Origin of the sequence: Hyphomonas sp. UBA4505 (genome assembly GCF_002388685.1) — a bacterium.
Taxonomy (GTDB): domain Bacteria; phylum Pseudomonadota; class Alphaproteobacteria; order Caulobacterales; family Hyphomonadaceae; genus Hyphomonas.
Window position 1 is genome coordinate 1 of the sequence record NZ_DGMZ01000007.1, and the last position, 24,816, is coordinate 24,816.

Consider the following 24,816-nt stretch of genomic DNA (forward strand, 5'->3'; position numbering starts at 1 on the left):
CATCGCTTGTGTCTGCTATCCCGGCTTCGGCTCAGATAAGCATGGAAGCCGGCGGATGGTCAGATACGCCGCTAGGCTTCAGCCGCGATGCCCAGGCCAATCGCGTCATCGTCGCCGGCGGGGGGTCCAGATCCTCAGCTACCAACGGTTCCTTCGGGAGCACGCGTGCGATGATGCCGTCATGGTCAGGTACAACAACTGGCGGTAGTGCTACCGCAATCGGCAACATGATCAGTGTGGATATTGAAGGCAACAACAACACCGTGATGGTGGATGCCTCCCAAATCAGCACGGGGAACCAGACCGCAATCGTCGCTCACCTTCCAACGAGTGGGAGTGACTGATCATGACCTATCGAAAAGCATTTCGCACGTTTCTGATCGGCGCAGGTCTGATCGTCTCCACGGCTTGCACGTCGATGGAAGGAATCGTCTCCGATCCAGACTACTTGTCGACGGGCGCGATCGTGGAAGATAGCTCCACTGCGTATTCGGGCCAGCTGAGCTGCATGAAGTGGAGCACACCAGCGGAGAAACCACGGATTGCCGTGGGCGACATTCGCGACATGACCGGAAGATTTTCAACTTTCGAAGGCGCAGTGGCCACGCAGGGCGCTTCTCTGATGGTGATGTCGGCAGTGAGCCAGGCTGGTTTTCCACTGGCTGAACGTCTGGATACGGCGGTCGCCGAGCAGGAGCTGGAGTTCGCAAACAATCGGTTGATCAGTGAAGCTGGCGAACCAACCGAAGACTACCGCAAAGTATTCACAGGTTCGATTGCCGGCAGCGACTACATCCTGCTCGGCGGTATCACGGAACTGAATTTCAATGTGCACAGCGATGTTCGCGAAGCACGTATAGGGCCTGTTGTAGGTGGTGAACGCCACTATGCAATGACTGTCGCCCTGGACCTCCGTCTGGTCAATGCCACTGATTTGAGCGTGGTAAATCTGGTCAGCCAACGGAAAATAATTCGCGGGCGCGAAATTCGCGCGGGTGTGTTCGAATTCATTGGGGACACAACCATCGACATTGGCATGGGCGAGCGCGCTCAGGAGCCGGTTCACACCGCAATTCGAACGATTGTCGAAAGCGCAGTTTTCGACCTCGTCTCAGGTATCGCCGGCCCGTCCGCGCAAGCCTGCTCTCAAGCAGAGTTCGTCATGTCGGACGTGCCTGCCTTTCATCAGACTAATCATTAAAGGAGAATATTCATGAAACGGTCTGCTCTTTTCTTCGCTTCCGCCCTCATTCTGTGCGGACAGGCGGTCGCCGACCGCGGCAACAATAATGGCAGAGGTCCAGTCGATGTCGATCTCGGCATTGGAGACGTCGTCGATGCCTCTGTCGACATTGGTGGCGACAGTTTGGTTGATGCCGATTTGGACGTGCTGGGTGATTCAGCTCTTGGTGACGTGTCCGATGCCGCCGCCAACGCAGTTGACTACGCAACGCGTCAGGTCAACAGCGGCAATCAGAGTGCCACTCTCAACCTTCTCAGCGGTGCGATGGGTGAAGTCACCGGCACGGCTGCGACAATCGGCAATTCCTATTCGATCGACTCGGTTGCCGACGCCGTCTCATCGGTCAACCAAGGCAATTCAGGTGCAGCCTATGCCAATGCCAATGTGAACATCGAGAATTCCGGTATCGCAACAGCGACGGCAGCTGCCATCGGCAATACTGCATCGGTCACTTCAGAAGCCAGCACACTCGCAAGCCGCTCAACGCAATCGAACAGCGGATACATGACCACTCAGATGAATGCGACGATCAGTGAGATAACTGAAGTCACCGCAACAGCGGCGTCGATCGGCAACTCGCTATCCGTTGAGATCCCGGGAAGCGGCAGCATGACTGCGCAGCAGTACAATTCCGGTACGATGGTCGCCGAATTGAACGGTCGTTTGGTTGGCTTTGCTGACGGAACAGCCACCGCAGCTGCGATCGGCAATTCCGCATCGCTCACCAGCCTGAACTCTGATGTGGTGGGCAACGCCCTGACTCGCGTCAGACAGGCGAATTCTGGCCATCAGATTTCTGCACTTGCTGCCCAGGTGTCCCATGGTGCCGAGGCCGCAGCCACCGCTGCATCCATCGGCAACTCGGTGAACATCTCCGTTCAGTAGGTGTGGAAGGGGGCGCCGGACTGCCGTCAGTCCCCCGAATGCAAGTTCGGCGCCCTCATTGATAGATAAAGTGCTCTTTGGTCCAAGGCCCGTTCGTCCTGTGCGCACGGGCCTTTTTCCATTGCTCGCGGGCGGTTCCGGGGCCTCTCTGTGGCTCTGAATCTGTTCGAATTGGGCTTTCTGGTCAGGAGGCGACCGAAAGTGCTGTAATACGCTTATAGTCCAACGTGGACAGGGGCTTTCGGCTATGACATAAGCCGCCCCTTCAGACAGGATTCACAGGGCGCCCGCGCGCATTTCTTGCGCCCGTGACCCAAGATACGGATGATTGAACCGATGGAAGTTACCCAGACCAAGGCAGAAGGTCTTAGCCGCACGTTCGCCGTTAAAGTGCCGGCCTCGGAACTGCAGGCCAAACTCGACGAGCGGATTGAAGAAATCCGGCCGCAAATGAAGCTCAAGGGCTTCCGTCCGGGCAAAGTGCCCGCATCCCATGTCCGCAAGCTGTACGGCCAGGACCTGATGGGCGAGCTGATCAACAAGCTGGTCACCGAGACCAACCAGAAGGCGCTTGAAGACAATGAGCTGCGCCCGGCTGGCCAGCCAGACGTCCAGATCGACGGCGACATGGAAGCTGTGGTCAAGGGCCAAGCCGACCTGTCCTACAACATGAATGTCGATGTGATGCCGGAATTCGAGCCGGCCGATGTGACCAAGCTAACCATCACGCGCCCCGTCGCGGACGTCGCTCAGGAACAGATCGACGAAGCGCTTGGCCGTATCGCCGAACAGAACACACAGTATGAACCGCGCGCCAAGACGGCGAAAGCCAAGGAAGGCGACGCAGTCGTCATGGATTTCGTGGGCAAGATCGATGGCGAAGCCTTTGAAGGTGGTAGCGCCGAGCAGCAGACACTGGTCATTGGTTCCGGCCAGTTCATCCCGGGCTTCGAAGACCAACTGGTCGGCGTGAAGGCGGGTGACGAAAAAGACGTGACCGTAACGTTCCCGGAAGAGTACGGCGCCGCTGACCTTGCCGGCAAGGAAGCTGTCTTCGAAGTGAAAGTGCACGAAGTTCGCGCGCCAAAAACGGCTGAACTCGACGACGAATTCGCCAAGGGCCTCGGTCTGGAAAGCCTTGAGCAGCTGACCGGCCTTGTGAAAGACCAGTTGAAAGCTGAGCATGACGGTGCGTCCCGCGCCAAAGCGAAGCGTAACCTGCTTGACCAGCTGGATGAGGCTCACAGCTTCGACCTGCCGCCAAACATGGTGGAGCAGGAGTTCAATCAGATCTGGCAGCAACTGCAGTCGGAAATGGATGCGGGCCGCACCGCTGACGAAGACAAGGACAAGTCGGAAGACGAACTCAAGGAAGAGTATCGCAAGATCGCAGAGCGTCGCGTGCGCCTCGGTCTGGTCCTCGCCGAGATCGGCCGCGTGGCCGACGTTCGCATTTCCGAGCAGGAAGTGAACCAGGCTCTGGTCCGCGAAGCACGCCAGTATCCAGGTCAGGAAACGCAGGTGGTGGAATTCTTCCGCAACAATCCTGGCGCGATGGCCCAGCTGCGCGCACCGATCTACGAAGACAAGGTCGTCGACCATATTCTGGAAGTCGCTGAAATCACCGAGGAAACGGTGTCCCGCGAAGACCTGTTCAAGGAAGAAGACGAGTAGTCTTCACGCCAGTAGACGAAATCTGATGAAAGCCAGTCCGCAGGGGCTGGCTTTTTTCATGTGGCGAACCCCAATAGGTAAACCGGATGTTAACCGCATACCGCGAGTTTGTATCGAATCGAAAATAAGAGGCATCAGAAGATGAGCGTCCAGAGTATTCGCCCACAACTGAACGAACAGGACATCCACAGACTGATCAAGGGTGAAACACCCGAAGATCGGGCATCGGTTGCCCATCGGTTGTGTCGCCGGATCGCTCTGGATGTGCTGAGTGATTCCGAGCGCGAATATGCACAGGAAATCATGGGAATACTCGCGGATGATGCGGCGGATCTGGTGCGGCGCACCTTGTCTGTCACGTTACGAAACTCGCCGATTTTGCCACGAGAGATCGCCTTGAAGCTGGCGCAGGATATCGAGGCTGTAGCCATTCCCGTACTGCAGGACTCGCCGGTGTTTACCGAAGAGGATCTGATTGAACTTGTCCTGTCCGTCACCGCGGCGAAGCAGGCCGCAATTGCCAATCGTGAAACCCTGTCGACGACACTGACAGACGTGATTTCCGAGCATGGAACGGTTGAGGCCGTGCGGATGTTGTCCGCAAATGAGGGGGCGGAGTTTACGGACGCCGCTTATGAAAACTCGATCCGCCGGTTTGGGTCTGATGAGGATGTGCAAAAGGGCTTTATCAGTCGCGAATACATCCCCACCCATATCGCCGAAAAGATGGTTTCGCTGGTTTCTGGCCAGTTGTTTGACCTGCTGGTCAATCGCCACGAGCTTCCGGCACAAATGGCGATCGACCTCGCCTCGGCATCGCGTGAGCGGGCAACGATTGATCTGGTAGAGCAGGCGGGGCGAACTTATGATTTACCGCGTTTCGTCTCGCAACTGCACCTGAATGGACGGTTGACGCATTCACTGATTATGCGGGCGCTCTGCTGTGGCCAGATGCCGTTCGTTGAGCATTCGCTGGCGGAATTGTCTGGTGTGGGCCACCAGCGCGTTTGGTTGATGATCCATGATGCGGGGCCGTTGGGGCTACAGGCTGTATTCGATAGAGCCGGTATGCCCCGGAAAATGCTGCCCGCGTTCCGGGCCGCTGTGAATGTTTTCCATGAGACAACGCATGACGGTGGGCCAAATGATCGGGCCCGATTCCGCGCGCGCATGATCGAACGTGTATTGACCCAGTTCCAGGCCATCCCGAAGGAAGACCTCGACTATCTGCTTGAGAAACTGGACTATTATTCGGAAATGGCGGCGATGGACGAAGCCAGCGGTACGGTAGATGTCGCCTAGCAGTCGGTGCGCATTCGGACGCCCGCCTGGACACCCAGACTGTCGAAAAACGCTCCATCACGCCAATTCGCCTTGTCGGCGATGACGAGAATACCGGCGGCGCTGGCAAATTCGCACAGATCCATCAGCTCTTCATTGATTTGCAGTTCTCGGGCATCCACTCGGATACTATCGATCATCAGACCGAGGCCATCGCGCAATTGGGTCTGCCACGATTTACGCATATCGATTGATACGCGAAAGCCGCGCTTGCGGAGACTTGCCACGCTGTGGATCGCCTCCGTGCGCCCATCGGCGAAGACAGAATCCTGGAATTCGAGACTGATTTCTTGTTGGCAGAGGGTCGTTCGGCGGATCGCGGCATCACAGCCTACAGCTGTGTTGTCATCCCCAAGCGCTGCTGCCGGGGCCGGCACAATGATTGGGCGCATCCGATTGTCAAATGTATGCGCCGCGCTGGCGACTTCGAGAAGACGATCAGCAAGCCATTTGGCTGGGCCTGTTGCTGACTGGGAAGCGGCCGGGCCGAAGGCGGCCTTCTCTTCATACCGCTTGGACATCTCGCAGACCGTACCAAACGAGGTACCGTCGAGCACATGCATGACAGGCTGGAAGCGGAGATGGACCTTCTGTCCACTGTGGGCGACAACTTTCGTTTGAAGCAATTCCCGCATCACTCTTCCCGTCTTTCTGACCGTGCCTATTGCCTTACCTAAGGGAGAGGATTGAAGATCACGCGCAGAAATCCGTTGGGATTTTGAGGAAATTTGACAGAAAAATACGGGACCATAAGAAAATGACAACGCAGCCCAACGCACCAAGACTCTCGGCCACAGTGCTCATCGTTCGAGATGGAGCAAACATTCCCGAAGTTCTGATGGTGAAACGCCACTATCAGATCGACTTTGCTGCGGGCGCGCTCGTCTTCCCAGGTGGCAAGGCAAATGCGGAAGATGCAAGCGCGGATTGGGATCCCTACACCGATGGCGATTTCGGGCCGGTGCAGCAGGACGCGCGTATCGCGGCGGTGCGCGAAGCTTATGAGGAGTCGGGCCTGCTGCTGGCGCGCCCGCGCGCGCAGCGTGGTACCAATCAGCCGCTGGTTGGCCCTGACATGGCGGAAAAACTGGATGCATTCCGGTCAGCTGTAGACCGGGGCGAGCAGAGCTTTCTGGAGCTGATACGCGACAATGATCTCGTGCTCGCGCTCGATAGTCTCGTTTACTTTGGGCACTGGATCACACCCGACATGATGCCCAAGCGCTTTGATACGCATTTCTATGTTGCGCCTGCACCGCCAGATCAGATTGCCGCCCATGATGGCCGCGAGACAACGGACTCTGTGTGGATTGGGGCGCAAGCCGCACTGGATGCAGAGGAGGCCGGTGAGGCTATTATCATCTTCCCCACCCGGATGAATTTGAAAAAGTTCGCAACGGCCAGTTCTGTGGCCGATGCGGTCGAGCGATTTGGCCGCGAAACCGTTATAACCGTCAAACCGCAGCAGTCAGAGACACCCGAAGGCGAGCCGTGTCTGATCATTCCAGACGTGGAGGGGTACGGCCAGACCGTTGAGCTGCTGTCCCGCGTAAACGTCTAGAGAATGAATTTCGAGAGGTCGGCATCTCCAGCCAGGCTCTCGACACGCTCATTCACATAGTCGGGCGTGATCGTGATGGTCTCGCCTGACTTGTCGGGCGCCTCGAAGCTGATTTCGTCCAGCAGGCGCTCCAGGACTGTTTGCAGGCGACGGGCGCCGATATTTTCCACGCTGCTGTTCACGGCCTCGGCAAGATCGGCAAGGCGGTCGATGGCAGCGTCTTCGAATTCCAGTGTGACGCCTTCAGCTTCCATCAGGGCTTGATACTGGCGGATCAGGCTGGCTTCGGGCTCTACCAGAATACGACGTAAATCATCCCGTGTCAGAGCGTCGAGTTCGACGCGGATGGGGAGGCGCCCCTGCAGTTCGGGCAGGAGGTCAGACGGTTTCGAAACGTGAAACGCGCCGGAAGCAATAAAGAGTATATGGTCGGTCTTGATGGCGCCACGCTTGGTGCTGACGGTCGTGCCTTCGATTAGGGGCAAGAGGTCGCGTTGAACGCCTTCGCGGCTGACATCAGCGCCGCCACGGCCTTGTTTGGCGGCAACTTTGTCGATCTCATCCAGGAAAACGATACCATCTTCTTCGACCGCATGAACGGCTTCCCGAACAATCGCGTCTTCGTCCAGCAGCCGATCAGCTTCTTCCTCGATCAACGGTTGGTAGGCTTCCTTGACCGTCGTTCGCACACGCTTCGTGCGCCCGCCCATGGCTTTACCCAGCATGTCGGAGAGATTGATCATGCCCATGGAGCCACCTTGGCCAGGAATATCCATCATTTGCATCGGGCTGTTGGTTTCAGCGATGTCGAGATCGACCGGCTTGTCGTCGAGTTCTCCGGCGCGGAGTTTGGTGCGAAAGACTTCGCGTGTGGAGGACTGGGCCTCTTCGCCGACCAGCGCATCGAGTAGACGTTCTTCGGCTGCATCTCGCGCCTGCGCCGTTACGCCCTCTCGTTTTTGTTCGCGGATCATCGAAACCGATGACTCCACCAGATCGCGGATGATCTGTTCCACATCACGCCCGACATAGCCGACTTCCGTGAACTTTGTGGCTTCAACTTTCAGGAAAGGCGCATTGGCAAGTCGGGCAAGACGACGAGACACTTCAGTTTTGCCAACGCCCGTGGGTCCGATCATCAGGATATTCTTCGGCGTGATCTCAGATCGGATCGAGTCGGGTGCCTGTTTCCGGCGCCAGCGATTGCGGAGTGCTATGGCAACTGCGCGCTTCGCGCCAGTCTGCCCAACGATGTGGCGGTCAAGTTCTGCGACAATTTCGCGGGGAGTAAGGTCTTTCATCAGGACTTCCGAACTGGGTCTGGCGCTCGGCCAGCGTGAAACAAGGCGCGAAATGCGGGAACCTAGAGGTCCAGCGTTTCCAGCGTGAAATGGCTATTGGTGTAGACGCAGATGTCGGCAGCAATCTGCATTGCTTTGCGGCCGATCTCTTCGGAGTCGTCCTCATAGTCGTAAAGGCCGCGGGCCGCGGCCAGGGCGTAATTGCCGCCAGACCCGACAGCAACGACATTGTGTTCAGGTTCCAACACATCACCGGCGCCTGTGATGACCAGTGTCGATTCCTTGTCGGCCACGATCAGCAAGGCTTCGAGTTTTTGAAGATATTTCTCGGTCCGCCAATCCTTGGCAAGTTCAACGGCAGCGCGTTGGAGCTGGCCAGGGTGGCGCTCCAATTTGGCTTCAAGTCTCTCAAACAGGGTGAAAGCGTCCGCAGTTGCGCCGGCAAATCCTGCGAGAATGTCTCCGCCAGCGATTCGGCGGACCTTGCGGGCGTTGCCTTTCATGATGGTCTGACCCATCGAAACCTGCCCATCGCTGAGCATGACGAGTTTTCGGCCCTTGCGGACGGCGAGAATGGTTGTGCCATGCCAAATGGCGGCGTTGTCAGTGTCGTGCGTCATGACGAATGATGTGGCCGATCCGTGCTGTCTGTTCAAGAGAGGACCTGTTACATGAATTTCCACAGAGATATGTCATATAAGTGTAGCTTTGCCCGGCTATCTGGGCGCGGATGGAAGGGAACCGCCTGAATGGTGCAACAGCTCGGCCAACTACCTATGGGATGGTTGCTGACCGCGCTGATAATCTTCGTGGTCACGACCGGATTTTCTGTGGGGCGAATACGCGCTGAGCGTTACTTGGTGTCGGGCCGTCACAAATTTCATTCACGTGGAAACTATCACGGCTATTATGTGGCAATGTGGGGCCTGCTGCCCACGCTATTCATCGCGTCGGCCTATATCCTGTTTTCACGCGCGGCCATCTTCGGGTGGCTGGACAGCGAGTTGCCGGAGGGCTTCCGCCAATTTTCCAGGGCTGAGCTTCAATCCTATTTGGAAGCTGTCTCAGCGGCGGCGCGGACCGGCGGCTATACTGGCGCAGACCGTATATTCGCGACGGTTACGAACCGCTACCTTGAATTATCTGGCAGTCTGAATGGTGCTACGCTGGGGGCGATGGTTCTGGCTGCGATTGGAGGTATCGCCTATGCGCGTCGCCAGGTCGCTCCAGCTTTTCGGGCCCGGCTCAAAGTGGAGCGTGGGGCAGAAGCATTCCTGTTCCTGTGCGCGGCCATCGCGATCGCCACCACAGTCGGTATCGTTGCGTCCCTTCTCTATGAAAGCATACGTTTTTTCGCTCAGGTGCCGATAACCGACTTTCTGTTTGGCACGCGGTGGAACGCGCAGACGAGCGCAGAATTCGGCGCACTACCACTTTTCTTCGGCACGTTCATGATCGCATTGATCGCGATGCTGGTGGCGGCCCCGATCGGGTTGTTCGCCGCCATATTCCTGTCGGAATATGCCTCCCCGCGCGTTCGGCGGTACACGAAGCCGTTGCTGGAGATGCTCGCTGGCATTCCGACGGTTGTGTATGGTTTCTTTGCGCTTCTGGTAATTGCGCCCGGCGTGAGGGCGGCCGCACTCGGGATCAACAGCTTGTTGATCAATATTGGCATCACGTCCGAACCTTTGCTGGCAGCACAACCGACAAGCGCGCTGGCGGCGGGATTGGTCATGGGCGTAATGGTCATTCCATTTGTGTCATCCTTGTCGGATGACGTGATCAATGCCGTGCCGCAAACTTTGCGTGATGCTGCGTTCGCTATGGGGGCAACCAAGTCGGAGACGATCAAGCAGATCATCTTGCCGGCCGCCTTGCCGGGTATTGTCGCGTCCATGCTGCTGGCCGTTTCCCGAGCCATAGGCGAAACCATGATTGTTGTTATGGCGGCAGGTCAGCGGGCACGCATTTCTTTCGATCCGTCTACGGATTTGACGACAATTACGGTCCAGATCGTGGCACTTCTGACGGGGGAGACGCAGTTCGACAGTCCGAAGACGCTGTCAGCCTTTGCGTTGGGACTTGTCCTCTTCGTCGTTACACTCGGCTTTAACCTGATCGCCCTCCGGGTCGTCCAGCGATACAGAGAGAAGTATGAGTAGTCCCGTGGAAACACCGCTTCGGTCAGAAAAGGCCTTGAAGCACCTGCGCCGCCGCCGCGCTGCGGACACGCGATTCCGGGTGTATGGGCTCGTGGCCCTTGGCTTTGCACTTTTCTCTTTGGTTTTCTTGATCTGCGCGATTGCCTGGAAGGCGAGCAGCGCGGTCACCTATCATGTGGTGAAGACTGATATCGTGCTCGAGGCTGACCGCATTGTACCCGATGGCAATGCCTCGCCAGAAGAAATCACCCGAAATATCGAAGGCTTCTACACGCTGGTGCGGGATGACCTTTTTGCGAAATTCGCAAACCTGGAAGACACTCCCGCAGTACGGAAGGACTTCAGCGCCTTGATTGACCGGCTGGCGGTTTTGCCGCTCGCGCGTCGGGTGGCGAAAAATCCTACATTGATTGACCAGACGGTCTCGATCCAGGTTCCCGTTTCGGATGATGTCGACCTGTTCCTGAAGCGGTCGTCGCCGCGCAGCATACCGTTCCGGCTCGGTGAGGGCGCACAAATCAGCCTGGGGCAGGGTACGGATGAAATGGTCCTGAGGCATCCGGCCTTGGAGTCCGTTCTTTCCTCGCTCACAGCGCTCGGATCGCAGCAAGGCGCGCCATCGGTATTGGTGATCGCCGACAGCGCAGTGGCGCGTCTGACAGATTTGCAAGACCAGACCGCCGGGTTCGAGATACTGGCTGGCGATCTCGCAGACTTTCAAGGCAAGCCGTTGAAGGGTCTGATCGTGGCCGTTCCCGAAAGCAACCGGACGATTTCTGATTTGCAGATCGCATGGGCATTGGCCTTGAAATCGGAAGGTATCATTCGGCGCGTGCCCCATACGAGCCTCTTGACCAGCACAGACAGCACATATCCGGAACTTGCGGGATCTCTAGCGGCAATTGTCGGATCTTTGTTGACGATGCTGGTTACTGGCATGGTTGCCATCCCAATGGGTATTTTTGCCGCCATATTCCTTGAGGAGTTCGCGCCGAAGAACCGGCTGACTCAACTGATTGAGGTGAACATCAACAATCTGGCAGCGGTGCCGTCCATCGTCTTTGGCCTGTTGGGGGCAACCTTGTTGCTCGGCACGTTCGGTTTGCCGCGATCGGCGCCTCTAGTGGGCGGTCTCGTTCTGGCTTTGCTGATCCTGCCGGTTGTGATCATCTCTGCCCGCGCAGCCCTCAGGGCTGTGCCCCCGTCGATCCGAAGTGGCGCGCTCGCTGTTGGCGCGTCGCGAATGCAGGCCGTGTTTCACCATGTTCTGCCGCTCGCCTTTCCGGGCATGTTGACCGGCGCAATCCTCGGAATGGCGCGCGCATTGGGGGAGACAGCACCATTGCTTCTGATTGGAATGGTGGCATTTGTTGCGGAAGTGCCGTCCTCGACGACCGACGAGGCAACTGCGCTACCGGTGCTGATCTATAGCTGGGCGTCAAATGCGGAGCGCGCCTGGGAGCCGATGACGGCTGCAGTTATCGTGATCCTTCTGGCGCTTCTTGTTACAATGAATGTCATCGTCGTTATGTTGCGACGCAAATTCGAGCGGAGATGGTAATGGATACCACGGCCCAGACAGATCACGATCCGGCTTTGACCGGAGAAGGCGCTGACCAGGCGCAGGCGCTGGTTTATCCCCGAATCAATTGTCAGGACGTCAACGTCTTTTACAGCGGCAAACAGGCCGTGTTCGATGTGTCGCTGCCAGTTTTCGACCGTTCGGTTACAGCGTTGATTGGCCCATCCGGGTGTGGAAAATCCACCTTTCTGCGCTGCCTGAACCGTATGAATGATACGATTGATGGAGCGAAGGTGACCGGCGACATCTTCATGGATGGTGAGAACATCAATTCGCCAGATGTGGACCCGGTGCTATTGCGGTCGCGTGTCGGCATGGTGTTCCAGAAGCCCAACCCGTTTCCGAAATCCATTTACGATAACATCGCTTATGGGCCGCGCATCCATGGACTCGTAGACGATCGGCAGGAACTCGATGCCATCGTCGAGAAAAGCCTGCGCCGCGCCGGTCTGTGGCAGGAAGTTAAAGACCGGCTCACCCAGCCCGGCACCAGCCTGTCAGGTGGGCAGCAGCAGCGCTTGTGCATTGCCCGCGCAATCGCCGTGCGACCTGAGGTTATTTTGATGGATGAGCCGTGTTCTTCGCTGGATCCGATTGCAACGGCACGGATCGAAGAACTGATTGACGAGCTCAGAAAGCGCTATTGCATTGTAATCGTGACCCATTCCATGCAACAGGCAGCGCGAGTGTCGCAACGCACGGCCTTCTTCCATCTTGGCCACCTCGTTGAGATGGGCGACACCGACCAAATATTCACCAGCCCGCGTGAGCGGCGCACTGAAGACTACATCACCGGCCGGTTCGGATAGGGAGACTGCATGGCAGATCACATCGTCTCAGCATTTACAGACGAGCTCGACAAGATCGCTGCCGATCTCATGCGTATGGGCGGCATTGTGGAAACGATGATCCTGGATTCCTGCCAGGCGGTAGACCGCAATGACAAGGAACTCGCAAAGGATGTGATCTCCCGCGATCCCAGTGTCGACCGGCTGGAAGAAGAAGTGGAGCGCCAGATTGTGAGTTTGATCGCGCGCCGCCAGCCCATGGCTCACGATCTGCGGTCGGTCTTTGCGGCGCTGAAGACGGCGGGTGAGCTGGAGCGGATTGGTGATCTTTCGAAGAATATCGGCAAACGCACCCTGATGCTGGATGATGCTGTCCCGTCCATGATGCGCCACGGCGTAGCGCGCATGGCACGCCCGGTGTCACTGCAATTGCATTCCGTGTTGGATGCTTATGCGACCAGCAATGCCGAGACCGCCAAAATGGTCTGGGAAAGCGATGACGACATCGACCAGCACTATAATTCATTGTTCCGGGAAATGATCACTTACATGATCGAGGATCCGCGCACCATCGGTGCTGGAGCGCATATGTTGTTCATGGCCAAAAACCTTGAACGCATCGGCGACCACTGCACGAACATCGCAGAATTCATTTACTTTCAAATCACTGGCGAATATCTCATGCCCCATGAGCGCCCGAAAGCCCCCAATACGGGCGTCTGAAAAGACGTAGGACAAGAGGATCTGTCATGAAGCCCTATGTGCTTATCGCTGAAGATGAGAGCGCCGTTTCGGAGTTGCTTTTCTACAACCTCAAGAAAGAGGACTATGAGGTCGCAATTGCCAGCGATGGCGAAGAAGCGATGCTGATGATCGAGGAACGCGCGCCGGATCTGCTGTTGCTTGACTGGATGCTTCCCAAGGTCAGCGGCATCGAAGTCTGCCGTCGGATCCGCAGTGGCGGGGCCAATCCGAACTTGCCGATCATCATGTTGACCGCACGGGGCGAAGAAAGTGACCGCATTCGGGGGCTCGATACCGGCGCCGATGATTACGTCACCAAGCCTTTTTCAACGACAGAATTGATGGCGCGTGTTCGCGCCGTGTTGCGCCGTATTCGTCCCGGCCTGAAGGATGACCGAATTACAGTAGGGGATATCGAGATTGACCGGGTCGCGCACAAGGTCGCCCGGAATGGGCAGGATATCCATCTCGGGCCGACCGAGTTTCGCTTGCTGGACTATTTCATGCAGCATCCGGGACGTGTGTTTTCACGCGAGCAATTGCTCGACACAGTCTGGGGCTCGGACGTTTATGTCGAGGCGCGAACCGTAGACGTGCATGTTGGGCGTCTGCGCAAGGCATTGCGTCAGGAAGGCGGGGACGATCCGATCCGGACCGTCCGCTCCGCCGGGTATGCCCTTCGAGCTGACTAGAAAAGTTCAGTCAGGAAGTTTTCGAGGTTTTCAAAGCTGCGACGGTCTGCATCTGCGTTGTAGACCGTACCCATTTCCTTGCTATCAGCGCCAAGCGTCGTGAAGGAGTGCATGGAATTACCGTGCACGTGCAATTGCCAGTCCGCAGCTGACCCGTCCAGTTCCTTCGTAATGGCCATCACGTCTTCCGGAGTGGCCATTGGATCATGCCAGCCATGCTCGATCATCACTTTCGCGGTGATCTTCGGTGCCGGCACATTTTCGGCTGGGCGGAACAGGCCGTGGAATGAGGCTACGCCCAGAACCTCATGATTGGCGCGAGCCATGTCCAGAACGGCGAGACCCCCAAAACAGAAGCCGATGGCTGCCGCTTTCGTTGGGTCAACACCCACTTGTTGCTTTGCGGCAGCAAGGCCACCTGCAAGGCGCTTCTGCAATTCGGCCCGGTCGCCAACAAGAGGATTCATGAGGGCTTGGTTCTCTTCGACCGTCGTTCCGCGCTTTCCCTTGCCATAGACGTCCATGGCGAAAGCGGCATAACCAAGCTTTGCTATGCGTTCGGCCTTCTCGCGCTCATTGTCGCCCAGGCCGCCCCATGCATGGGCGATCACGACGACTGGAGCTGTATCCTTGCCCTTTGGGCGTAGGAAGTAGCCCTCATAGGTCTTGCCATCGACAGTGTAATCAACTTCGCTCATGTCATTGCTCTCCTTGGTGTGTGCCTGTCAGATACAGGGCATTCGGTCCTCTGTTTCAAGGGGGGCAGCGATTAGTATGAAGATTCTAGGAATTTTCGATACGTCCTGTCCCATTGAAACTTACGGATAAAGGAGCGCCACACATGGCCAAGAAAAATGAGAAGAAGGCGAAAGCGAAGTCGGCAAAAGCCGCGAGCGCAAAAGCCTCCAAATCCACCAAGAAGCCAGCCAAGGCAAAGAAGGCTACCAAAGCGCCTGAGCCAAACACGGCCGACATGGCACACAAGATCTGGCTCGCAGGCGTAGGCGCCTATGGCAAAGCCTATGACAAGGCAATCGCCAATACGAAGACGTTCAACAAGCAGTCCACCGAATTGTTCGAAGACCTCGTCAAGCGTGGCGAAGAGATTGAGCATGACGTCCGCGCACGCGTTCAGGACAATGATGTTGTTCAGAACGCTTCGAAGAACGCGGCCAAATATGCCAGCGTCGCCCGCGAATTCCAGACTCAGGCACGTGACGAGTTCGAAGCTCGGATGGAACGCATGCGCGACTTGCTGGGCGTGAAGGGCCTCGGCAAGAAAGGTGGCAAGCTCGCCGCCAAGCTCGACAAACTGGAAGACGAAGTTGCTGAAACGGTTTCGAAGGCTCGGTCCAAAACCAAAGACCGCAGCAATGATCTGAAGCAGCGTATTTCACGGCTGACCGAAGAGATCGAAGCTGTGGCAACGGAGTCCGGTGCGGATCTTGTTAAGACAAGCAAGAAGGCGGCCCAACGCACATCAAAGGCTGTTCAGGACGCCGTCGCAAAGCCAGCGGAGGCTAAACCGAAGACATCTGCAAAAGCCAAGCCTGTCGCAAAGGCAAAACCGGCCTCTGCCGCGTCAACCAAGGCGGATGACTTCACGCTCATGACAGGGGTCGGCCCTGCACTAGCCGCCAAGCTGAAAGCGGCGGGTATCAAGAGCTTTGCCGATATCGCCGCGCTCAAGGCGGCAGACATTCAGGCCCTGGACGCCAAGATAATGGCGCGTGGCCGTATCGCCCGCGATGAATGGGTCAAACAAGCCAAAGTGCTGATGAAGTAGTCCGGCACAATCATGAAACTGGTGAGGGCGGTTCCGTGAGGGACCGCCCTTTTCTTATGCGACGACGGTGTCGTAATGCTCGAAGAGATCTGTCAGCGTCTCCACACCCCGGTCACCCATATAGGGTGGCAACAGGCACATGACCTGAAGCACAGTCCTGTGGATCAAGGTTGGCCCATCATGGCTGTCCGCATTCAAATGATCCTCCGCCAACCAAAAGGTCAGGGTCGTCATGAATTGGTCTGTCAGAACTTCTCTCAGACGCGGATCCAGCCGCAACACCGATCCCGCGGTCAATTCATCCAGCACATCAACAAGCGCGGTCCGCATCCGCGACAGGATGGATCTGAACCGTTTGGCAAGGTCAGGATACCGATCGAGCAATAGTCCAAGATCGCGATAAAAAAACCGAAAGTCGTAAATTTCTTCGAGAATGATGTAGAGGTAGACCCAGCTGTCCTCCAGACTGGTAATCCGGCCACGGGACCCGCTCAGGATGATGCGCATCTCGTCCTCGAACCGGTCAAACAGGGCATGGATGATCGCGTCCTTGCCCTTGAAATGGTAATAGAGGTTGCCAGGGCTGATATCGAGCGCATTCGAAATATCAACAGCCGTCTGCTGGGCTTCTCCTTCTTCATTGAAGAGAAGCAAACTAACGTGAAGTATGCGATCGCGTGTTTTCATGGTCTGATATGGTGTTTGACACGCAATTCTCACTATGGAACGAATTTTATTTGAAATTTTGATGTAACCTTTTTCCGAATGCGAAAGAGGCCCAATAAAAGATCCAGTCGCCACGTTTGGTGGGAATGACTGGGCAGACCCAAGGGGAGAGGGGCATGACGCGCCCGAAGAAAGACTACGCAAACAAGGCGGCTACGGCATTCAAGGACGTGAACCCGTTCTTGTCCGGTTCCGACCCGCAGGAGATGGTCGGCGCAGTAGCCATGATGTTGCGCTCGACCATGAAAAATCCCGCCATTACAGCGAAAGCTGCCAGCCGGATGGCAGCTGACGGCGCGAAGATCTTGATGGGCAGGTCCGATCGGGCGGCAGATCCTCGCGATCGCCGCTTCAAGGATTCGACCTGGTCTGAGAACCCCTTCTACAAGCGCGGTATGCAGGCTTATCTGTCGACTCAGGAGCATCTGAATGACTGGGTGGCCAATCTCAGCATGACGGAGTTGGAACATGCGCGGGCGAAGTTCCTGACCAGCATGATTACTGACGCCTTGGCGCCCACCAACACCCTGCTCGGCAATCCGGCCGCCAGCAAGAAAGTGGTGGAGTCAGGAGGCATGTCCCTGCTGAAGGGGCTGAAGAATGCGTATACGGATATCACAAAAAATGGTGGTTTGCCGAGTCAGGTAGACAAGCGACCCTTCGAGGTCGGCAAGAATCTCGCAATGTCGCGCGGCAAGGTGATCTGGAAAAATGAGATGCTGGAACTGATCCAGTACGAGCCAGTTACCGACAAGGTTCACCGCACGCCAGTTCTGATCGTCCCACCACAGATCAACAAGTTTTATGCGATGGATCTGTCTCCCGCGATCTCAATGGTCCAGTTCCTGATGGCGCAGCAAATGCAGACCTTTGTTGTGTCCTGGCGCAATCCTCAGAAAGAGCACGCGCATTGGGGCATGAGCGCCTATATCGACAGCTTGATCCAGGCGAGCGAAGTTATCCGCAAGGTCACGCGATCCAGGAAGATAAATATCGCCGGCGCCTGTTCGGGCGGTATCACGGCGGCGATTTTGGCCAGTCTGTTCGCAGCAGCAGGTGACGACCGCATCAACTCGCTGACCTTCATGGTATGTGTCCTGGATCCCCAGCGGGAAGATAGTGAGATGGGGCAGATTGTGTCTGATCAGAGCCTAGAGGTCGCCCGGAAATATTCCAGACGCAAAGGCATCCTTAAAGGCGATGATCTGGCACGCATGTTTGCCTGGATGCGTCCGAATGATCTTGTCTGGAACTATGTGGTGAATAACTACCTGATGGGCGAGGATCCGCCGCCCTTCGACATCCTGTTCTGGAACAACGACTCCACGAACTTGCCGGCGCAATTGCATTCGGACTATCTCGACATGGGGCTGAACCAGCCTTTCAGTCACCCGGGCGAGTTTGAAGTGGCTGGACACGCAGTTGATTTGACGAAAGTGACAGCCGACGCTTTTGTGGTTGGGGGCCTGACCGATCACATCACCCCGTGGAAGGCGTGTTACCGCACAACTCAACTCCTCGGATCACAGAGTATAAAATTCGTGTTGTCTTCCAGCGGACATATCCAGTCCCTATTGAATCCACCAGGCAATCCGAAGGCGAAGATGCTTCGCAACCCGGACCTGGACGCGGATGCCGATACCTGGGCGGCAAAGGCAACAGAAGAATCTGGCAGCTGGTGGCCTGTCTGGGGCGAGTGGCTAAAAGAGCGCTCGGGGACATTGAAAGCTGCGCCCCGCGCTTGCGGTGGTGAGGCATTCCCGGCTCTCTATGACGCGCCGGGCCATTACGTGTTTGACGAATAGGCCGAAAATCTCACGGGAGCCTTCATGACGTCGCCGAAACGCATGCCGATCATCGAGACACAAGACGTAGACGGTATCGAATTGCGCACAGCGCGATGGACATCGGCGTCCAATTCGAGGCAGGCGACTTTGCTGTTCTTCAATGGCATTGGAGCCAATCTGGAACTGACGCTCGGTCTTGGCGACATGTTTCCGGACCGGGACATCATCACCTTTGATGTGCCCGGCGTTGGCTTGAGTCCCGTGACCAGCTGGCCTTATCGCCCCTGGATGCTGGCACGTTGGGCCCGCAAGCTTCTGGATTTGCACGATATTGAAGAAGTGGACGTGATGGGCGTGTCCTGGGGCGGGGCCATGGCGCAACAATTCGCCTTTCAGTATCGCCGCCGCGTCGGAAAACTGGTGCTTTGCGCGACCACAGCCGGGATGACGATGATTCCGGGCCACCCGAAGTCGCTCTCCAAAATGGTGGACACACGACGCTACTCGGACCCGGAATTCATGCGGAAGAGTTTCGAGTCGCTCTATGGCGAAGCCGTCGATGGAGAGGCTGGCAGCCATATCGACAATCTCCTGCCGCCAGACCCCAAAGGTTATATCTACCAGTTGCTGGCCTTTGTCGGCTGGTCGAGTCTGCCATTCATCCGCTTTCTGACAATGCCGACATTGGTTTTGATGGGAGACCGGGACACGATCGTGCCTGTCGCCAATGGCCATATATTACGGGTGGCCCTGCCTGACGCCGAGCTGAAAGTCATTGAGGGCGGGGGGCATCTGTTTCTTGTGACGCGCGCTGAAGAGACCGCCGACCTGATACGGGAATTTCTGATCAGGTCAGAAAGTGAGCCGAAAGCTGCGGCTTGATCAGGTCTTTGCTGTCTTCACGGCGACCCGCTCTTCAAGAGCATCACACACTGCGTTCGCGACCGATTGGGCCGCGTCACCCCGGCCAATCGATCCAAAAGCGGCCATGCAGGCCTCGACATGGAGATTGATCAGCGCAGAATTCTCGCCTGGCTCAGTTTCAGACAGCAACCTGCAGAGCGACCCACAAAGGCGCGACACCGCGGGATATCCGTATGATGTGGCAACACCGCGAATATTGTGCGCGCAGGTTTCGAGTAATTTGTAGTCCGCATGGCTGGCTCCGGAAGTCTTGGCGGCTCCCCAGGCACTCTTCAAACGATCAAGGTCCGCCTGCATCCACGCGTCAAAACGAGATGACAGGTCTTCGACCGCGGCTTCTGCTCTATCCCCGAGCTCGTCCGGATCGTGACCGGCGTCCGATGCAGCAACAGCGGCATCACCTACTGGCGCAACGGGGGCCATCTTTATCACTCGGCTGATATCCGGAGTTATTGAGGTAGCTGGCTGGTCGCTCTTCGCGCCAGCATTGGGTTTCAGTTTGTTTATCAGAGCCTTGAGCATCGCGATTCCCTATCGTTCGGGTAATCGTATCGTCCAAGCCTTAACGTTTTCCTGACCGAAGGTCTTTGAAATCGCTTCAGAAACCAAACTGTTCCCGCAAGATGCGTTCATCAAGCGCATGCCCTGGATCGAACAGCATGGTAAGCCGACGCCGGTCCTCTTGAACGTCCACGCTGACAATGTCGCGCACTTCCTGATTGTCCGCGGCAGCGGCAACCGGACGCAGGATCGGAGCGATCACATCAATACGTACATGCGCGTCGCGCCGAAGTAGGGCGCCTTTCCACCTGCGCGGCCGGAAGGCGCTGACAGGCGTGAGGGCGAGCAGGCCAGCTCCGATCGGCAGGATCGGGCCATGTGCGGACAAGTTGTAGGCCGTGGATCCCGCTGGCGTTGCGACCATCAAACCGTCACAGGCCAGCTCGTCCATCCGCATCTTGCCGTCGATTGTGATCTTGAACCTCGACGTCTGCGCCGTCTGGCGAAACATCGATACTTCATTGATCGCAAGGGCGCGGTGTTCGTGATCATGTACGTCGCGAACGGTCATTCGCAGGGGCGAGATGACGGCGCGTTCGGCTGAGTTGATACGGTCGGGGAGTTTGTCGACGTTGAATTCGTTCATCAGGAAGCCGACCGTGCCACGGTTCATGCCGTATACCGGTTGACCCCCTTCAAACTGACGCCGCAACGAATCCAGCATTGCCCCATCGCCGCCGAGCGCAACGATCACATCGGCATCATCCTCGCTGCACTGGCCGTACTTTTTGGTCAGGACAGACAGCGCGTCCTGGGCTTCTGGGCGCTTGGAAGCGTAAAAGTGCAGACGTAGACCACTCATGGTGGCCCATCTGCTTTGCGAAGGGTGGAAGCGTCAAGGCGGATTCTGGCATACCGCCGCGTGCACCGGATAGTGCGAGTCCACCAAGTTGACGCGGGTGTCAGCTTTTTCTGGCCTGTGATCGGATTTTCCGCTAGTTTGCCAGCAAAACATATCTGGGAGATTCAATCATGGCCGACGGCGCGCACAAATTAGATATTCGTTCCTCTGTATCCGCAGAAGAGTGGCAGGCTCGCGTGGACCTCGCTGCGCTGTATCGCCTGATCGCGATGCATGGTTGGGACGATCTGATTTTCACGCATATTTCTCATCGCGTTCCTGGGCCGGACCATCACTTCCTGATCAACCCATATGGTTATTTCTTCGAGGAGATTACGGCGTCTTCGCTCGTGAAAGTCGATCTGGAAGGCAACGTCGTCCAGGAGACGGATAGCTTTATCAATCCGGCCGGCTTCACCATCCATTCGGCAATCCATGATGCGCGCGACGATGCGCAGGTCGTGATCCATGTCCACACCGATCAGGGCGTTGCTGTCTCGGCGCAGAAGGAAGGCCTGATGCCACTCAGCCAAACCGCCATGATTGTACGTGAGGACATCGCCTACCATGATTATGAAGGTATCGCGCTGGACCTAGACGAACGTGAGCGGCTCGTCGCCGATCTGGGCCCCAAGAAACATTCAATGCTTCTGCGCAACCACGGTACGCTGACGGTCGGCGACACGGCGGCGTCTGCATTTACGCGGATGTTCTTTCTGGAGCGTGCCTGCAACATGCAGATCATGGCGCTTTCGGCTGGGCGCGACGGTGTGTTGGAGTGCGAATCTGATCTTCAGCAGAAGGTTGCCGGGCAGGGCGGCATGACAGAACACAGTTCCGGCATGAACATGGTGACGGAAAAACTGGTTTGGCCGGCGCTGCTTCGCAAGCTGGATCGCGAAATGCCGGGCTATGACGCCTAGGGGTAATCCCGTATGCGACAAAAGCGGTCCGCGACGTATGGAGCCATTATCAATCGTCATTTTGGCCACTATGTAGGCTCGGAAAAGATCAGGAACGAAACAGATGAAGCATCTGAAGGCCTTCGAGGACGCGCTTAATTCGATTCACGGCGAAGGCCGCTATCGCGTATTTGTAGACCTGCACCGTCACAAGGGCAGGTTTCCAAAGGCGACGGCGCGGTTCGAGGACGGCGAGCGCGAAGTCACCATCTGGTGCTCCAATGACTATCTTGGCATGGGCCAGGACGAAGACGTCATCAATTCCATGCATGAGGCCATCGATAGTTTCGGTGCAGGTTCGGGCGGCACGCGTAACATCTCCGGCACGACTCGTTACCATGTCGATCTTGAACGCGAACTGGCAGATTTGCACGGCAAGGAGTCAGCGCTCCTGTTCACATCCGGCTACGTTTCCAATGAGGCGACATTGTCGACCTTGGGCAAGATTTTGCCTGACCTGATCATTTATTCCGACTCGTTGAACCACGCTTCGATGATTGAAGGCATTCGTCGCTCAGGTGCAGACCGTCGCATCTTCAAGCATAACGACGTGGATCATCTGCGGGCGCTGATGGCGAATGATGATCCGGATCGCCCGAAGCTGATCGCGTTTGAGAGCGTTTATTCCATGGACGGTGATTTCGGCCGGATGGAAGAAATTTGCGATCTGGCCGATGAATTCGATGCGATGACCTATCTGGACGAAGTGCATGCGGTTGGCATGTATGGCCAGAATGGCGCCGGCGTTGCGGAGATGTGGGGTCTGGCGGATCGGATCGACATCATCGAGGGCACGCTTGGCAAGGCTTATGGTGTCATGGGCGGCTACATTGCCAGCCACGAGACCGTGGTCGACGCCATCCGCTCAATGGCTTCAGGCTTTATCTTCACGACATCCACTTGTCCCGTAATGGCGGCGGGTGCGCTGGCCAGCATTCAGAAACTGCGGACGGATGCGGGACGGGAATTGCGCCGGATCCATCAGGCGAACGCTGCCAAGCTGAAGCAGAAATTCCGCGATGCCGGCCTGCCTATGATCGACACTGACACGCATATCGTACCATTGCTGGTGGGAGATCCGGAGCGCTGCAAGGCGCTGTCCGATACATTGCTGTTCGATTTCGGTATCTATGTGCAGCCGATCAATTACCCGACTGTCCCGAAGGGTACGGAGCGTTTGCGCTTCACGCCGAGCCCTGTGCATGACGAAGTCATGATGGATGAGTTGGTGGCTGCGATCCTGGCTGTTTGGAAGCAGCTCGGCCTCGACAAGGCAGCCTGATCCGGTTTTTCGACTATTTGGTTTTTTTCTTGGGTGCGGGCGGTGCCTTCTTGCCAAGCCCGATCTGTTTGGCGTGCTTTGAGCGCAGCTTTGCGTAGTTTGGCGCAACCATCGGGTAGTCGGATGGTAATCCCCATTTCGCGCGGTAGTCTTCGGGCGTCATGTCAAATTTGGATCGAAGATATCGCTTCAGCATCTTGAGCTTCCGGCCATCCTCGAGACAGATCAGGAAGTCCGGTGTGATGGATTTCGCAATTGAAACTGCTGGTTCCTGAGTATCTGCTGCAGGCTCCGCGCCTTTCGATAGCCCGGAAACCGTCTCATAGATGTTCGTGATGAGCTGTGGCAGCGCATCTGCTTCGACCTGGTTGTTCGACACATATGACGAGACAATCTCGGCAGTCATGTCGAGCAGGTCAGATGACTCGTATTCACTCATGGCCCACCAAGACTCTGTCAGGTATTTGGATATTCAGCTGCACAATCGCGCCCCAACTAAACTGCTAAATACCATAGTTCTTCAAGTATTTGCACGACAATCCCGACACAATCTCTCAAATTGTGCATGCAGGGTGCGATATTGTGGGCCCAGCACGCACCGGCGGTTGCGGCGGGACCCGCCTGAGCGTAAATAGCGCAAGACCCAGCAGGAGATTCGCCCATGGCAGACACAGCCCAGCCCGCCCGGTTTGATACCACGGAATTTTTCAGCCAATCTCTGGAAGATCGTGATCCCGAGCTGTTCGATGCGATCCGGAAGGAACGTACCCGTCAGCAGCAGCAGATCGAGCTGATTGCGTCAGAGAATATTGTTTCCAAAGCCGTGCTGGAGGCTCAGGGAACGGTGCTGACGAACAAGTATGCTGAAGGCTATCCAGGCAAGCGATATTACGGTGGCTGCGAGTTTGTGGACATTGCGGAAGAGTTGGCGATTGAGCGGGCCAAGAAGCTGTTCAATTGCGGATTCGCCAATGTGCAGCCGAATTCCGGCAGCCAGGCTAATCAGGGTGTGTTCAATGCGGTGCTGAAGCCGGGCGATACGATCCTAGGCATGAGCCTGGACGCAGGTGGTCACCTGACCCACGGTGCCAAGCCAAACCAGTCCGGCAAATGGTTTAACGCCGTTCAGTATGGTGTGAGTCGGGAAGATGATCGAATTGACTTCGTGGAAGTGGAGCGCCTTGCCAAGGCGCACCGCCCGCAGCTGATCATCGCGGGTGGCTCTGCCTATCCTCGTGAAATTGACTTCAAACGATTCCGCGAAATCGCTGATGAGGTTGGGGCGTTGTTCCTCGTGGACATGGCGCATTTTGCTGGTCTCGTTGCCGGCGGCGCGCATCCGAACCCACTGGACCATGCGCATATCGCGACGACAACAACGCACAAGACATTGCGTGGCCCGCGTGGCGGCATGATCCTCACCAATGACGAAGCGCTCGCGAAAAAGATCAACTCAGCCATCTTCCCCGGCATTCAGGGTGGACCGCTGATGCATGTCATCGCGGCCAAGGCGGTAGCCTTCGGAGAGGCACTTCAGCCAGAATTCAGGAATTATGCGGCTCAAGTTGTTGCAAATGCGCGCGCTATGGCTGCGGCTTGCAAATCCAGCGGGCTGGACGTTGTCTCTGGCGGTACGGATACGCACGTCGCATTGATCGATTTGCGACCGAAGAATGTGACCGGTCGCGACGCTGAGCATGCGCTCGAGCGTGCCTTCATCACCTGTAACAAGAACGGCGTACCCTTCGACCCGCAAAAGCCGATGATCACCAGCGGTATTCGTGTGGGCTCGCCAGCCGGAACGACTCGCGGTTTCGGCGAGGATGAGTTCACGCAGATCGGTAACTGGATTGGCGAGATTGTCGACGCGGTTGCGTCCGGCGAAAGCACATCAGCAGAAGACAAGGTGCGCGAAGAGGTGAAAGGCCTGACGGCGCAGTTCCCGATCTATAATGGATTGGGAGGCTGATA

24 protein-coding genes and 1 pseudogene are annotated in these 24,816 nt (G+C 56.8%); 17 read left to right on the forward strand and 8 right to left on the reverse strand.

Going from position 1 to position 24,816, the window contains the following annotated elements:
• The 5 genes and pseudogenes from B3527_RS03950 to B3527_RS03970 form a co-directional block, all read left to right on the forward strand.
• Positions 1 to 344 (forward strand): annotated as a pseudogene (locus tag B3527_RS03950) (hypothetical protein); the annotation flags it as partial.
• 2 nt (positions 345 to 346) lie between these two features.
• The gene (locus B3527_RS03955) at positions 347 to 1,201 is read left to right on the forward strand and encodes a CsgG/HfaB family protein (protein ID WP_290488445.1); all 855 of its coding nucleotides are present in this window, start codon (positions 347 to 349) and stop codon (positions 1,199 to 1,201) included.
• 12 nt (positions 1,202 to 1,213) lie between these two features.
• Complete coding sequence (locus tag B3527_RS03960) at positions 1,214 to 2,128, forward strand: hypothetical protein (RefSeq protein ID WP_290478867.1); 915 nt, start codon at positions 1,214 to 1,216, stop codon at positions 2,126 to 2,128.
• A gap of 336 nt (positions 2,129 to 2,464) precedes the next feature.
• Positions 2,465 to 3,802, forward strand: a complete 1,338-nt coding sequence (tig, locus tag B3527_RS03965; protein WP_034812882.1) for a trigger factor — start codon at positions 2,465 to 2,467, stop codon at positions 3,800 to 3,802.
• A 141-nt stretch (positions 3,803 to 3,943) separates the two neighbouring features.
• Positions 3,944 to 5,104 carry a DUF2336 domain-containing protein gene (locus B3527_RS03970; RefSeq protein WP_034812736.1) on the forward strand — a complete coding sequence of 387 codons (1,161 nt, stop codon included), beginning with the start codon at positions 3,944 to 3,946 and terminating at the stop codon, positions 5,102 to 5,104.
• Here B3527_RS03970 and B3527_RS03975 read toward each other — a convergent pair.
• Positions 5,101 to 5,778 (reverse strand): EAL domain-containing protein, encoded by a 678-nt coding sequence (locus B3527_RS03975; RefSeq protein ID WP_206990389.1) that lies wholly within the window; start codon positions 5,776 to 5,778, stop codon positions 5,101 to 5,103. The genes B3527_RS03970 and B3527_RS03975 overlap by 4 nt on opposite strands.
• Positions 5,779 to 5,900: 122 nt before the next feature.
• Here B3527_RS03975 and B3527_RS03980 point away from each other — a divergent pair, with 122 nt between their 5' ends.
• Entirely contained in the window at positions 5,901 to 6,704 is an 804-nt protein-coding gene (locus tag B3527_RS03980; RefSeq protein ID WP_290478866.1) for an NUDIX hydrolase, read from the forward strand.
• On the opposite strand, the gene hslU is transcribed toward B3527_RS03980, so the two are convergent.
• Positions 6,701 to 8,005, reverse strand: a complete 1,305-nt coding sequence (hslU, locus tag B3527_RS03985) for an ATP-dependent protease ATPase subunit HslU (protein WP_206990391.1) — start codon at positions 8,003 to 8,005, stop codon at positions 6,701 to 6,703. The genes B3527_RS03980 and hslU overlap by 4 nt on opposite strands.
• Before the next feature lie 62 nt (positions 8,006 to 8,067).
• Complete coding sequence (gene hslV, locus B3527_RS03990) at positions 8,068 to 8,625, reverse strand: ATP-dependent protease subunit HslV (protein WP_206990392.1); 558 nt, start codon at positions 8,623 to 8,625, stop codon at positions 8,068 to 8,070.
• A gap of 129 nt (positions 8,626 to 8,754) precedes the next feature.
• Here hslV and pstC point away from each other — a divergent pair, with 129 nt between their 5' ends.
• Genes pstC through phoB form a run of 5 tightly spaced genes read left to right on the forward strand, consistent with a single transcriptional unit; the run spans position 8,755 to position 13,976 of the window.
• Positions 8,755 to 10,170, forward strand: coding sequence for a phosphate ABC transporter permease subunit PstC (pstC, locus tag B3527_RS03995; RefSeq protein ID WP_290478865.1), 1,416 nt, complete (start codon positions 8,755 to 8,757; stop codon positions 10,168 to 10,170).
• Positions 10,163 to 11,731, forward strand: coding sequence for a phosphate ABC transporter permease PstA (pstA, locus tag B3527_RS04000; protein ID WP_290478864.1), 1,569 nt, complete (start codon positions 10,163 to 10,165; stop codon positions 11,729 to 11,731). The genes pstC and pstA overlap by 8 nt, the downstream gene beginning before the upstream one ends.
• Positions 11,731 to 12,561 carry a phosphate ABC transporter ATP-binding protein PstB gene (gene pstB / locus B3527_RS04005; protein WP_084333129.1) on the forward strand — a complete coding sequence of 277 codons (831 nt, stop codon included), beginning with the start codon at positions 11,731 to 11,733 and terminating at the stop codon, positions 12,559 to 12,561. The genes pstA and pstB overlap by 1 nt, the downstream gene beginning before the upstream one ends.
• Before the next feature lie 9 nt (positions 12,562 to 12,570).
• Positions 12,571 to 13,263: a phosphate signaling complex protein PhoU gene (phoU, locus tag B3527_RS04010; protein ID WP_034812765.1), complete on the forward strand. Its 693-nt coding sequence runs from the start codon at positions 12,571 to 12,573 to the stop codon at positions 13,261 to 13,263.
• Positions 13,264 to 13,289: 26 nt separating this feature from the next.
• On the forward strand, positions 13,290 to 13,976 hold the full coding sequence (phoB, locus tag B3527_RS04015) for a phosphate regulon transcriptional regulator PhoB (RefSeq protein ID WP_034812767.1): 687 nt from the start codon (positions 13,290 to 13,292) through the stop codon (positions 13,974 to 13,976).
• Here phoB and B3527_RS04020 read toward each other — a convergent pair.
• Positions 13,973 to 14,674 carry a dienelactone hydrolase family protein gene (locus B3527_RS04020; protein WP_206990396.1) on the reverse strand — a complete coding sequence of 234 codons (702 nt, stop codon included), beginning with the start codon at positions 14,672 to 14,674 and terminating at the stop codon, positions 13,973 to 13,975. The genes phoB and B3527_RS04020 overlap by 4 nt on opposite strands.
• 143 nt (positions 14,675 to 14,817) lie before the next feature.
• Here B3527_RS04020 and B3527_RS04025 point away from each other — a divergent pair, with 143 nt between their 5' ends.
• Positions 14,818 to 15,762 carry a phasin family protein gene (locus B3527_RS04025; RefSeq protein ID WP_290478863.1) on the forward strand — a complete coding sequence of 315 codons (945 nt, stop codon included), beginning with the start codon at positions 14,818 to 14,820 and terminating at the stop codon, positions 15,760 to 15,762.
• A 54-nt stretch (positions 15,763 to 15,816) separates the two neighbouring features.
• Here B3527_RS04025 and B3527_RS04030 read toward each other — a convergent pair whose 3' ends face one another.
• A complete protein-coding gene (locus B3527_RS04030) occupies positions 15,817 to 16,449 on the reverse strand; it encodes a TetR/AcrR family transcriptional regulator (protein WP_290478862.1) in 633 nt (210 codons plus the stop codon).
• A 155-nt stretch (positions 16,450 to 16,604) separates the two neighbouring features.
• Here B3527_RS04030 and B3527_RS04035 point away from each other — a divergent pair, with 155 nt between their 5' ends.
• Both B3527_RS04035 and B3527_RS04040 read left to right on the forward strand, forming a co-directional pair.
• On the forward strand, positions 16,605 to 18,293 hold the full coding sequence (locus B3527_RS04035) for an alpha/beta fold hydrolase (protein ID WP_290478861.1): 1,689 nt from the start codon (positions 16,605 to 16,607) through the stop codon (positions 18,291 to 18,293).
• A gap of 24 nt (positions 18,294 to 18,317) precedes the next feature.
• Complete coding sequence (locus tag B3527_RS04040; protein ID WP_206990400.1) at positions 18,318 to 19,157, forward strand: alpha/beta fold hydrolase; 840 nt, start codon at positions 18,318 to 18,320, stop codon at positions 19,155 to 19,157.
• On the opposite strand, the gene B3527_RS04045 is transcribed toward B3527_RS04040, so the two are convergent.
• Together B3527_RS04045 and B3527_RS04050 are read right to left on the reverse strand one after the other, a co-directional pair.
• Positions 19,158 to 19,622, reverse strand: coding sequence for an Hpt domain-containing protein (locus B3527_RS04045; RefSeq protein WP_290478871.1), 465 nt, complete (start codon positions 19,620 to 19,622; stop codon positions 19,158 to 19,160).
• A gap of 175 nt (positions 19,623 to 19,797) precedes the next feature.
• Positions 19,798 to 20,562 (reverse strand): NAD kinase, encoded by a 765-nt coding sequence (locus B3527_RS04050; protein WP_206990402.1) that lies wholly within the window; start codon positions 20,560 to 20,562, stop codon positions 19,798 to 19,800.
• A 170-nt stretch (positions 20,563 to 20,732) separates the two neighbouring features.
• Here B3527_RS04050 and B3527_RS04055 point away from each other — a divergent pair, with 170 nt between their 5' ends.
• Entirely contained in the window at positions 20,733 to 21,524 is a 792-nt protein-coding gene (locus B3527_RS04055; RefSeq protein ID WP_206990403.1) for a class II aldolase/adducin family protein, read from the forward strand.
• A 103-nt stretch (positions 21,525 to 21,627) separates the two neighbouring features.
• Entirely contained in the window at positions 21,628 to 22,845 is a 1,218-nt protein-coding gene (gene hemA / locus B3527_RS04060) for a 5-aminolevulinate synthase (protein WP_290478860.1), read from the forward strand.
• Between the two features lie 13 nt (positions 22,846 to 22,858).
• Here the strand turns inward: hemA and B3527_RS04065 are convergent, their stop codons facing one another.
• Entirely contained in the window at positions 22,859 to 23,284 is a 426-nt protein-coding gene (locus B3527_RS04065) for a MucR family transcriptional regulator (protein WP_206990405.1), read from the reverse strand.
• A 222-nt stretch (positions 23,285 to 23,506) separates the two neighbouring features.
• Here B3527_RS04065 and glyA point away from each other — a divergent pair, with 222 nt between their 5' ends.
• Positions 23,507 to 24,814: a serine hydroxymethyltransferase gene (gene glyA / locus B3527_RS04070; RefSeq protein WP_290478859.1), complete on the forward strand. Its 1,308-nt coding sequence runs from the start codon at positions 23,507 to 23,509 to the stop codon at positions 24,812 to 24,814.
• The last annotated feature ends 2 nt before the right edge of the window (positions 24,815 to 24,816 follow it).

Bases quoted from the DNA above. Each gene is read 5' to 3' on its own strand.
- B3527_RS03955 (WP_290488445.1), top strand. From the start codon at position 347: ATGACCTATCGAAAAGCATTTCGCACGTTTCTGATCGGCGCAGGTCTG.
- B3527_RS03960 (WP_290478867.1), top strand. From the start codon at position 1,214: ATGAAACGGTCTGCTCTTTTCTTCGCTTCCGCCCTCATTCTGTGCGGA.
- tig (WP_034812882.1), top strand. From the start codon at position 2,465: ATGGAAGTTACCCAGACCAAGGCAGAAGGTCTTAGCCGCACGTTCGCC.
- B3527_RS03970 (WP_034812736.1), top strand. From the start codon at position 3,944: ATGAGCGTCCAGAGTATTCGCCCACAACTGAACGAACAGGACATCCAC.
- B3527_RS03975 (WP_206990389.1), bottom strand. From the start codon at position 5,778: ATGCGGGAATTGCTTCAAACGAAAGTTGTCGCCCACAGTGGACAGAAG.
- B3527_RS03980 (WP_290478866.1), top strand. From the start codon at position 5,901: ATGACAACGCAGCCCAACGCACCAAGACTCTCGGCCACAGTGCTCATC.
- hslU (WP_206990391.1), bottom strand. From the start codon at position 8,005: ATGAAAGACCTTACTCCCCGCGAAATTGTCGCAGAACTTGACCGCCAC.
- hslV (WP_206990392.1), bottom strand. From the start codon at position 8,625: ATGACGCACGACACTGACAACGCCGCCATTTGGCATGGCACAACCATT.
- pstC (WP_290478865.1), top strand. From the start codon at position 8,755: ATGGTGCAACAGCTCGGCCAACTACCTATGGGATGGTTGCTGACCGCG.
- pstA (WP_290478864.1), top strand. From the start codon at position 10,163: ATGAGTAGTCCCGTGGAAACACCGCTTCGGTCAGAAAAGGCCTTGAAG.
- pstB (WP_084333129.1), top strand. From the start codon at position 11,731: ATGGATACCACGGCCCAGACAGATCACGATCCGGCTTTGACCGGAGAA.
- phoU (WP_034812765.1), top strand. From the start codon at position 12,571: ATGGCAGATCACATCGTCTCAGCATTTACAGACGAGCTCGACAAGATC.
- phoB (WP_034812767.1), top strand. From the start codon at position 13,290: ATGAAGCCCTATGTGCTTATCGCTGAAGATGAGAGCGCCGTTTCGGAG.
- B3527_RS04020 (WP_206990396.1), bottom strand. From the start codon at position 14,674: ATGAGCGAAGTTGATTACACTGTCGATGGCAAGACCTATGAGGGCTAC.
- B3527_RS04025 (WP_290478863.1), top strand. From the start codon at position 14,818: ATGGCCAAGAAAAATGAGAAGAAGGCGAAAGCGAAGTCGGCAAAAGCC.
- B3527_RS04030 (WP_290478862.1), bottom strand. From the start codon at position 16,449: ATGAAAACACGCGATCGCATACTTCACGTTAGTTTGCTTCTCTTCAAT.
- B3527_RS04035 (WP_290478861.1), top strand. From the start codon at position 16,605: ATGACGCGCCCGAAGAAAGACTACGCAAACAAGGCGGCTACGGCATTC.
- B3527_RS04040 (WP_206990400.1), top strand. From the start codon at position 18,318: ATGACGTCGCCGAAACGCATGCCGATCATCGAGACACAAGACGTAGAC.
- B3527_RS04045 (WP_290478871.1), bottom strand. From the start codon at position 19,622: ATGGCCCCCGTTGCGCCAGTAGGTGATGCCGCTGTTGCTGCATCGGAC.
- B3527_RS04050 (WP_206990402.1), bottom strand. From the start codon at position 20,562: ATGAGTGGTCTACGTCTGCACTTTTACGCTTCCAAGCGCCCAGAAGCC.
- B3527_RS04055 (WP_206990403.1), top strand. From the start codon at position 20,733: ATGGCCGACGGCGCGCACAAATTAGATATTCGTTCCTCTGTATCCGCA.
- hemA (WP_290478860.1), top strand. From the start codon at position 21,628: ATGAAGCATCTGAAGGCCTTCGAGGACGCGCTTAATTCGATTCACGGC.
- B3527_RS04065 (WP_206990405.1), bottom strand. From the start codon at position 23,284: ATGAGTGAATACGAGTCATCTGACCTGCTCGACATGACTGCCGAGATT.
- glyA (WP_290478859.1), top strand. From the start codon at position 23,507: ATGGCAGACACAGCCCAGCCCGCCCGGTTTGATACCACGGAATTTTTC.